This is a genomic window from Trueperaceae bacterium, from assembly GCA_019454765.1.
GTDB lineage: Bacteria > Deinococcota > Deinococci > Deinococcales > Trueperaceae > JAAYYF01.
The window spans coordinates 1-10,140 of record JACFNR010000003.1 but is presented as its reverse complement, the minus strand read 5'-3'; the positions used below and the strand labels follow the sequence as shown (position 1 = coordinate 10,140).

The 10,140-nt window shown below is 73.3% G+C and carries 4 protein-coding genes; 2 read left to right on the top strand and 2 right to left on the bottom strand.

Annotated elements, in window-relative coordinates; genetic code table 11:
- Positions 1–490, top strand: a 490-nt coding sequence (locus tag H3C53_01545) for a universal stress protein (GenBank protein ID MBW7915362.1), incomplete at its 5' end; no start/stop codon positions are given.
- Positions 487–9,144: a hypothetical protein gene (locus H3C53_01540; protein ID MBW7915361.1), complete on the top strand. Its 8,658-nt coding sequence runs from the start codon at positions 487–489 to the stop codon at positions 9,142–9,144. The genes H3C53_01545 and H3C53_01540, both read left to right, overlap by 4 nt.
- Positions 9,145–9,217: 73 nt before the next feature.
- Here the strand turns inward: H3C53_01540 and H3C53_01535 are convergent, their stop codons facing one another.
- Both H3C53_01535 and H3C53_01530 read right to left on the bottom strand, forming a co-directional pair.
- Positions 9,218–9,454: a 4Fe-4S binding protein gene (locus H3C53_01535; protein ID MBW7915360.1), complete on the bottom strand. Its 237-nt coding sequence runs from the start codon at positions 9,452–9,454 to the stop codon at positions 9,218–9,220.
- Between the two features lie 476 nt (positions 9,455–9,930).
- Positions 9,931–10,140 (bottom strand): sodium/proton-translocating pyrophosphatase (locus H3C53_01530; GenBank protein MBW7915359.1); only part of this gene is annotated, 210 nt, incomplete at its 5' end.

The following is a 10,140-nucleotide window of genomic DNA, read 5'->3' as shown; positions in this document are numbered from 1 at the left end:
CACCGTGCTCGTCGGACTGGACGGCTCGCGGCGGGCCGAGTGCGTGCTGCCGGTCGTGCGCTTCCTCGCCACGGCCGTGGCCTCCAAGGTCGTGCTCGCGCACGTCATCGAGGAGCCCGCGCTGCCGCGCCTCGTGCCGCCCACCCCCGAGGAGACCGCCCTGGTCGAGCACCTCATGGCCGTCAACGAGAGCGCCGCGGGCGACTACCTGGCGGACGTCGAGGCGCGCATCGGGGTGAGCACGGAGACGCGCCTGAAGCGCGGCAAGAGCACGGTCTCGGCGCTCCACGCCATGGTGGACGAGTCCGGCGCGGACCTGGTCATCCTCAGCGCCCACGGGTACGGCGGCGACCAGACCTGGCCGTACGGCGAGGTGGCCACGAACCTCATCGGTTACGGACGCACCCCCCTCCTCGTCGTTCACGACGTGCCGTGGACCGAGCGCACGGCGCCGGCCGCCGACGTCACCGACGAGGCGTGGGGCCGGTGAGTGGCCCGACGACCGCCGCGGCCGCGGTGCGCGGCATCACGCCGCCGGACGTCACCGCCGAGGCGGAGCGCCTGGCTCGCGCCTGGGCCGAGGCCCACGCGACCGCGCCCGCCGGCGCCGGCGGAGCCGCGGTGCTGCCGTCGCCCCTCGCCCGCCTCAACGGCTACACCCGGCAACTGCGCCGCGCTCACCAGCTGTTCGGGCGGCAGTCCGCCGCCACCGAATCCGAGAGCTACGCGGCGGAGTGGTTCCTCGACAACTACTACCTGATCCGCGAGGCCATCAGGGAGGTGATCCAGGACCTCCCCGCCGACTACTACCGGCGCCTCCCCGTGCTCGCGGCGGGGACGGAGTGGGCCGGCGCACCGCGCGCGCTCGCGCTCGCCGTCGAGCTCGCCCGCGAGTGCGCCGGCCGGGTCGACGGCCGGCGCCTCGCCACCCTGCTGGAGGCGTACCAGCGCGTGGCGCCACTGCAGCTGGGCGAGCTGTGGTCGCTGCCGAGCCTGCTGCGGCTCACGCTCATCGCGTGGCTGAGCGAGAGCGCGACCAGCGTGACGGAGCGGCGGCCAGACCAGCAAGCGCCGGCCGTCGCGACGGTCGCCCCCGGCGGCGCTCCGCAGGGCACGCGGCACCGGACCGACCCGCTCGGCGACCCCGCGCCCGTGGGCACCGATCACGATCAGCGCGTGGCCAACTGCGTGGCCGGCCTGAGGGCCCTCAAGACCATCGCCTGGGACGACCTCGTCGAGCGCGTCAGCCTGTGCGAGCGTGAACTGCGCGCCGACCCTAGCGGCGACTACGAGCGCATGACCTTCGAGACGCGCGACCGCTACCGCAAGGTCGTCGAGCGGCTGGCGCGGCGCAGCGGCGCCGACGAGCTCGCCGTCGCGCGCGAGGCGGTGCGCCTCGCCGCCGCCGCGCGAGAGGCAGGGGCAAGGCCTCGCACCCGGCACGTGGGCTACTGGTTGATGGACGAGGGCGTGGCCTCGCTCGAGCGCCGTTTCGGTTACCGCCGCTCCCGGCCCGAACGGACGAGGGCCTGGGTCACGTCGCACCCCACGCTCGTCTACATCGGCGGCGTCGTGACGCTCGCCGCCCTCCTCGTGACCTGGGGCGGCGCGTACGCCGCCGCGCGAGGGGGAGGCGCCTGGCTCGTCGCCCTCACACTCATCCTGTTGGTCGTCCCCGCGCTGACCGCGGCCGTGGCGGTCGTCAACTACGCCGTCACCCGCATGCTCGAGCCGCGGCTCCTGCCCCGCCTCGACTTCCGTCGCGGCATCCCGGCGGGTCACGAGACGGCCGTGGTGATGCCCGTGCTCCTCGGCGGCCGCGCCGACATCGACGACCTGACCTCCCAACTCGAGCGCCACTACCTCGGCAACCCGGACCCCAGGCTCCGCTTCGCCCTGCTGACCGACTTCCCGGACGCGGGCGCCGCCACCCTCCCGGGCGAGGCCGACCTCCTCGAGTACGCCCGCGAGCGCGTGCGGGCCCTGAACGTCAAGCACGGCTCCGCCGAGCCACGCATCCACGCCGGCAACGGCGCGGCGCCCGCGGGCCCCTTCTACCTGCTGCACCGCGGTCGCCGCTGGAACCCGCGCGAGGGGGTGTGGATGGGGTGGGAACGCAAGCGCGGCAAGCTGATGGAGCTCAACCGCCTCCTGCGCGGCGCTACCGACACCACCTACGAGGTCACCGTCGGCGACATGGGGAGGCTCGCCGACGTCGAGTTCGTCCTCACCCTCGACGCCGACACGCGGCTGCCGCCCGGCAGCGCCCACCGCCTCGTCGGCACGCTGGCGCACCCCCTCAACCGCGCCGAGTTCGGGCCGGACGACCGCGTCAGCGCCGGTTACAGCCTGCTGCAGCCGCGGACCGACGTCCTGCCGGAGAGCGCCAACGCCTCGCGCTTCAGCCGCCTGTTCGTCGGCGAGAACGGCCTCGACCTGTACACGCTGGCCGTCTCGGACGTCTATCAGGACCTGTTCGGCGCGGCCATCTTCGTGGGCAAGGGTCTCTACCGCGTCGACGACTTCGCGCGCGCGATGGAGGGCCGCGTCCCCGAGAACAGCCTCCTGAGCCACGACCTGCTCGAGGGGATCTACGGCGGCGTGGCGCTCGTGTCGGACGTGGTGCTGTACGAGGAGTACCCGCCCACCTACCTCGCGCAGGTCAAGCGCGCCCAGCGCTGGGTGCGGGGCGACTGGCAGCTCCTGCCGTGGCTGCTCGCGACCCTCGTGGGGGCGCGGGGCGGCGGCAGAGGCGAGCGACTGGGCGTGGCGGGGGCGTGGAAGATCGCCGACAACCTGCGGCGCAGCCTGGTCGCGCCGACGCTCTACCTCCTGTTCGTGGCGGGGTGGGTCGTGCTGCCGGGCGCGCCGCTCGTCTGGACCTTCATCGCGCTCTCCACCCTCGCCGCGCCGCTCCTCGCCGGCGCCGTCATCGAGTACGTGGGGGGTCTCATCAAGAACGAGGCGGTGCCCGGCAGGCGGCGCCTGGCGGCGTGGCAACCGCTCAGCCAGGCGCTCGGGCGCTTCGTCATCACGCTCTCGTTCGTGCCCTACGAGGCGGTGATGGTCGCGATCAGCGTGAGCGTGACGCTCTACCGCGTGTTCGTCACCCGCCGCAACCTGCTCACGTGGCGCACGGCCGCGGAGACGAACACCGAGTACACGCCCACGCTGCGCGGCAACGCCAGGCGCATGGCGGGCGCGCTGGTTCCCATCGCCCTGGCGGCGCTCCTCGTGGCGAGGGTGAGGCCGAGCGCCCTGCCGGAGGCAGGGGCGATCCTGGTCCTCTGGCTCCTCACCCCCCTGACGGCCTACCTGCTGTCGCTCGCCTCCACCGTGACGCCCCGGACTCCGACCGCGGCCGAGGTCGCCCGGCTTCACGGCCTGGCGCGGCGCACATGGCTCTTCTTCGAGCGCTTCGTCGGACCCGACGACAACTGGCTCCCACCCGACAACGTGCAGGTCGGCCCCGACCCGGTCACGGCGCACCGCACCTCGCCGACCAACGTCGGGCTCATGCTCCTCTCGACCCTGGCGGCGCACGATCTCGGCTACCTGGGCACCGTCGAGCTGTCGCTCAGGCTGAGGAGCTCGCTCGACAACCTGGCCGGGCTCGAGCGCTACCGCGGGCACCTGCTCAACTGGTACGACACGCGCAGCCTCGAGCCTCTCGCGCCGCGCTACGTCTCGAGCGTCGACTCCGGCAACCTCGTGGCGGCCTTCATGGCGCTCAGGCAGGGGTGCCTGCGTCTGCTGGACGAACCGATCGAGCCGGCGGCGTGCTACCGCGGCCTGGTGGACGCTCTGGCCGTGCTTCAGGAGGTGGTGACGGAGGCGCAGGCCGGCGGCGGCCCGCTGGCGGAGAGCGTGGCGGCGCTGCGGCGGCGCGTGGAGCTCGGCGTGGCCGGGGAGACCCCCCTCGGGGAGCTCGGCGCCTACCTGAGTGACGAGGGGTGGCCGGCGCTGGAGCGGGACCTGAGGGCCGCCATGGACGAGGGCGCGTTCACGGGCGAGGGCCTCACCGCCACGCGCCTCTGGGCCGAGCGCGTGCACCACGGCATCCTCGTGTCGCTGCGGGAGCTGGCGGCCCTCACCCCGTGGGTGGCGGCGTTGGGCGAGGCCACCTGGGCGGGCGAGCTGCCGAGCGGCTCCCCGGCAGCGGCCGCGTTCCGGGCGGTGCGTGCGGCCCTGAGCGCCGCGCCCAGCCTGCGGGGCCTGGGCGAGTGGTCGACCGCTGCCGAGGCGCGCCTGCGCGAGCTCGCGGCGGCGGAAGGCCCGCGAGCGCCCGAGCGCCGCGAGTGGTGCGAGGCGCTGACGCGCCGGCTCGCCTCCAGCCGCCAGGCGGCGGCCGGTCTGGTCGAGTCGTTCGAGGGCCTGGCGGCCGGGTTCGAGGAGGAGATCCGCGGCACCGACTTCGCCTTCCTCTTCGACCGCGAGCGGCAGCTCCTGCACATCGGCTACAACGTCGACGCGGAACAGCTGGACGGCAACTACTACGACCTGCTCGCGTCGGAGTCGCGGCTGGCGAGCCTCGTCGGGGTCGCCAAGCACGACCTGCCGGTGAGCCACTGGCTCCACCTCGGTCGGCCGCTCGGCGACGTGGACGGCCGGGCGACGCTCCTGTCTTGGAGCGGGACGATGTTCGAGTACCTCATGCCCCCGCTCCTCACGAGGCGCTACGGTGCGACGCTCATCGAGCAGAGCTGTTACGCGGCCGTCGACGTGCAGATCGACTACGGTCGGCGCCACGGGGTGCCGTGGGGCGTGAGCGAGTCGGGCTACGCGCGCGTCGACGCGGCGGGCAACTACCAGTACCGCGCGTTCGGGGTGCCCGAGCTGGCCCTCGACCGCAGCTACGAGGGCGACCTCGTGGTCGCGCCCTACGCCACCGTGCTCGCCACCCCGTACCGGCCGCAGCAGGCGCTGGAGAACCTGGCGCGCCTCGCCGACCTTGGGGCCCTCGGCCCGCACGGGCTCTACGAGGCGCTCGACTTCACGCCGTCACGCAAGCCGCTCGGCGGCACCTTCGCGTTGGTGCGGTCGCACATGGCGCACCACCAGGGCATGGCGATGGTCGCCCTCACCAACGAGCTCGCGGGCGACGTGATGGTGGAGCGCTTCCACGCCGACCCGCGCGTGGCCACCGTCGAGCTCCTGCTGCAGGAGCGAATACCGGCGGAGGTGCCGGTGGTGGACGAGGTGCGCATCGAGGAGACCCCCGTCGGGCCCGTCGACGTGGGCGCGCTCGACCGCCCGTGGCCCGTGGAGGTGGACACCGCCACGCCGCTCTGCCACCTCCTCTCCAACGGCAGGTACACCGTGCTGGCCAGCGCCGCGGGCGGCGGTTGGTCGACGGCGGGCGACGTCGCGCTGACGCGCTGGCGCCGCGACGGCACGACGGACGGCGACGGTACCTGGCTCTTCCTCACCGACCTGGAGGGCGGCGCGGTGTGGTCGGCGACCCGGCAGCCGCTGGGGCGGCCGGCGCAGTCGGAGCGCGTCACGTTCCACCCGTTCGCCGTCGAGTACCAACGCGAGGTCGACGGCGTGCTCACCCGCCTGGAGGTCACCGTCGGCCAGGACGACGTGGAGCTGCGGCGCCTGGCGGTCGTCAACCGCCTCGGCCGTCCCCGCAAGCTGCGCGTCACCTCGTACGCGGAGGTCGTTCTCGGTTCCGCCGCAGGCGACGCCCGCCACCCCGCCTTCAGCAAGCTGTTCGTGGAGAGCCGCTACGACGCCGCGCGTGGCGCCCTCTTCTTCCGCCGCCGCCCGCGGGCGGCGGACGAACGGCCGCTCTTCGGGGCCCACGCGGTGGTCCTGCCGGCCGGCGTGAGGCGCGCGCTTCAGTACGAGTCGGACCGCGCCGCCTTCCTGGGGCGCGGCAACGACATCCGCAACGCCGCCATGCTGACGGGTGCGCTCGGAGGGGGCGTCGGCGCCACCCTCGACCCCGTGATGGCGCTGGCGCAGCCGTTCGAGTTGGCTGCCCACTCGCAGCTCGAGTTCACCTTCGTGACGGCCACGGCCGACAGCCGCGTGGAGCTCGAGGCGCTCCTCGACCGGGTGATGCGGCCCGGCATGGTGGCGCGCGAGTTCGGGCTCGCCCGCATGCGTAGCCGCCTGGAGCTGCGGCAGCACGACCTGGATCCTGGCAAGGTGGAGACCTACCAGCGGCTCTACTCCGCCGTGCTCTACCCGGACCCCGCCTTGCGCGCCCCCGCCGCGACGCTCGCTGCCAACACGCTCGGCCAGTCGTCGCTGTGGGGGCAGGGGATCAGCGGCGATCTCCCCATACTCGTCGTCCGCATCGGCGACCCGGAACAGCTCCCCCTCGTGGTCGAGCTGCTGCGCGCCCACGCGTTCTGGCGCAGACGTGGCGTGAAGGTCGACCTGGTGGTCCTCAACGCCAAGGACACGACTTACGACCAGGGCCTGCACGCCCGCCTCCGGGGGCACCTCAGCCGGACCGGCGGCGACGAGTGGTTGAACGCGCGGGGCGGGATCTTCCTGCTGCGCCAGGACCAGCTCGCGCCCGTCGACCTCACCCTGCTCGAGACGAGCGCCCGCGTCCTACTGGAAGGGGCAAGGGGGACGCTGGAGGCGCAACTCGGCCCCCTGCGCGCGCCCATCGACCCGGGCCTACCCGTCCTCACCGCCACGCGCGACGCCGAGCCGGCGCGGGAGGCGAGGCCGCCGCGCGCCGATCTCGTGTTCGACAACGGCTGGGGCGGCTTCACGAAGGACGGCAGGGAGTACGTCATCGCGGCGCGGCGGGGCGACCTGCCGCCCGCGCCGTGGTCGAACGTGATAGCCAACCCGGAACTCGGCTGCCTGACCACGGAGGCGGGCATGGGTGCCACCTGGGCCGTGAACAGCGGCGAGAACCGCCTGACGCCCTGGAGCAACGACCCGGTGTCGGACCCGCCCTCCGAGGTCGTCTACCTCCGCGACGAGGAGACCACCGAGGTGTGGTCCGCCACGCCGCACCCGGCGGGGGCCGCCGCGACGTTCACCGTGCGGCATGGGGCCGGGAGCACGGTCTGGAGCCACGACAGCCACGGGCTGGCTCAGACCCTCACCGTGTCGGTGGCCCAGGCCGACCCGGTCAAGCTCGTCCACCTCGAGGTGCGCAACCTGCTCGACCGGCCGCGGCGCGTGACGGTCACCTACTACGCGCCCTGGGTGCTGGGGGTGGACCGCGCCACCACCGGCCAGTACGTGCAGCCCGGTTACGACCCGGAGCGGTGCGTGCTGCTGGCCCGCAACCCCTACGCGGCGGAGTTCGGTGGGCGCGTCGCGTTCCTGGCCAGCAACAAGTCGCCGCACGGCGTGACCACCGACCGGCGCGAGTTCCTCGGCCGCCTGGGCGACCCGGCCGCGCCGGACGCCCTCAGGCGCATCGGCCTGAGCGGCGCCACCGCGCCCGGCGGCGACCCGTGCGCGGCCCTGCAGCTTCACCTCGACCTGCCGGCGGGCGGCGCCGAGTCCGTCCTGTTCGCGCTCGGGCAGGGCGAGGGGCGAGACGCCGCCCTCGAGCTGGCGCAGCGCTACCGCAACATCGGCGAGTACGACGCCGTGCGGGCGGCAGCGAGCGCCTGGTGGGACGAGCGGCTCGACCGCGTCGGCGTCACGACGCCGGACCCCGCCCTAGACCTGCTGACGAACCGCTGGCTCCTCTACCAGACGATCTCGTGCCGCTACTTCGGGCGCACGGCGTTCTACCAGCCCGGCGGCGCCTACGGCTTCCGCGACCAGCTGCAGGACGTGGTGGCGCTCCTTCACGCCGCTCCGGAGCTGGCGCGGGAGCAGCTGTTGCGCGCGGCGGCGCACCAGTTCGAGGAGGGCGACGTGCTGCACTGGTGGCACCCGCCGAGCGGCCGCGGGGTGCGCACGCGCATCTCGGACGACCTGCTCTGGCTCGTGTACGCCACGGAGCGTTACGTCACCACCACCGGCGACGTGGCCGTTCTCGGCGAGAGCGTGCCGTTCCTGCACGGTCCGGCCCTGAAGGACGGCGAGGAGGAGCGCTACGATCAGTTCGGGCCGGGCGACGAGGCGGGCACGCTGCTCGAGCACTGCCGCCGCGCCATGCAGCGCGGGGCGACGCGCGGGGTTCACGGTCTGCCCCTGATGGGCACGGGCGATTGGAACGACGGCATGAACCGCGTCGGCGCCGGCGGGAAGGGGGAGTCGGTCTGGCTCGCTTGGTTCGCGCTGGACGCCGCCCACCGCTTCGCCGCTCTGCTCGAGGTAGGCGGCGGCCCCGCCGCCGCAGAGGAGGCGGCGACGTGGCGCCGCCGCGCCGAAGCGTACGGGGCGGCCGTCGAGGCGTCCGCCTGGGACGGCGACTGGTACCTGCGCGCCTTCTTCGACGACGGTTCGCCCCTCGGCGGCCACGCCAACCAGGAGTGCCGCATCGACTCCATCGCCCAGTCGTGGGGGGTCCTCTCCGGCGCCGCCCCGCGGGAACGCGCGCTGCGCGCCATGCGTTCGGTGGACGAGCAGTGCGTCAGGCGGGAGGACGGGCTGATCAGGCTGTTCACCCCGCCCTTCGACAAGACGCCGAGGGACCCCGGCTACATAAAGGGGTACCTCCCCGGCGTGCGCGAGAACGGCGGGCAGTACACGCACGGCGTCATCTGGTCGGCGTGGGCGTTCGCGGAACTGGGGGACGGGGGGGCGGCGCACGCCCTGCACCAGCTCATCGACCCCGTCATGCATAGCTCGGACCGCGAGGGCGCGCTGCGCTTCAAGGTCGAGCCGTACGTGATCACGGCCGACGTCTACAGCCTGCCGCCGCACGTGGGTAGGGGTGGGTGGAGCTGGTACACGGGCTCGGCCGCCTGGTTCTACCGCTTCGGCCTCGAGGGCCTGCTCGGCCTGGAGCGCGTGGGGGACGAGCTGCGCGTCACGCCGCGGGTGCCTCCCGAGTGGCCGGGGTTCGAGGTGCGCTACCGATACGGCGCCAGCAGCTACGTGCTGCGCGCCAAGCGCGTCGACGCCCCCCCCGCGGTAGGCGACGGCGCGGCGCCCGGCGCGCGGACCGCCGCGGTCGGTGCCGCGGAGCGCGCGGCGCCCGCGGCCGTCGTGAAGCTGATCGACGACGGGCGGGAGCACGTCGTCGATGTCGGTTACGCGGGCTGACGAGCGGGCCGGCCGGTTGCCGGGGCCGTCACTGGGCGCATCTCGCGGCGCGTCCGACCCCGGCCCGACCGTCTCAGAGGCCGGAGAGCCTCGTGTTCTTCTCTATGTAGGACTCCCACTCTTCCGGGACGTCCATCTCGGGGAAGATGGCGTCGACCGGGCAGGCGGGCACGCACGCGCCACAGTCGATGCACTCTTCCGGGTTGATGTAGAACTGGTCGTCGGCCTCGTAGATGCACTCGACGGGGCAGACGTCCACGCACGAGGCGTCCTTAACCCCGATGCACGGTTCAGTGATGATGTAGGCCATCGCCGCCTTCCTCCGGGCCCCTCGCGGACCCACTTGCAGGTTCGCTCGGTGTCGGCCGAGCAGGATTCGAGGGTGACACCCTCGGTAAGGGTGTTGTAGCAGGTGAGGTGGGGGCGATACAAGGACTTGAGTTCAGCGGCGGCGCACGTGGGTCCGCAAGGCGTGGCCCCACAAGACGTGGGTCTCCAATGGGTGGGTCCACAAGGGAACGACCCCGGCCGCCTTTTCCCGCTCTGTCGGTACCCGCCGTTCTGTCTTGCTGCCGGTTCGGGTTACTCGGTCGAGCCTCTAGTGGCGCTAGGGTCGCTCGCGAAGAAGTGGTCTTTGATCTCTATCGGCTAGACCTCCTTCCGCCCTCAAGCTACTACCGTGACCCCGGCAAGACTAGGGCCACGCGTCCTGGTGTTCGCGTGGCCCCGGTAGTAGAATCGAAAGTTGGGGCCGGCAGCGGATGGCGCCGGCGCCCGCCACTCACCTCAGAAGAGCAGCCAGCCGCCCGCCACCGCGATGACGCCCGCGAAGATGAGGGCGACCGTGTTGATCACCTTGATGAGCGGGTTGATCGACGGCCCGGCCGTGTCCTTGTACGGGTCGCCGACGGTGTCGCCCACCACGCTGGCGGCGTGCGCGTCCGAGCCCTTGCCGCCGTGGTTGCCGTCCTCGATGTACTTCTTGGCGTTGTCCCA

Excerpts from the sequence above, each read along its gene's own strand:
- H3C53_01535 (MBW7915360.1), bottom strand. The coding sequence starts at position 9,454 with ATGGCCTACATCATCACTGAACCGTGCATCGGGGTTAAGGACGCCTCG.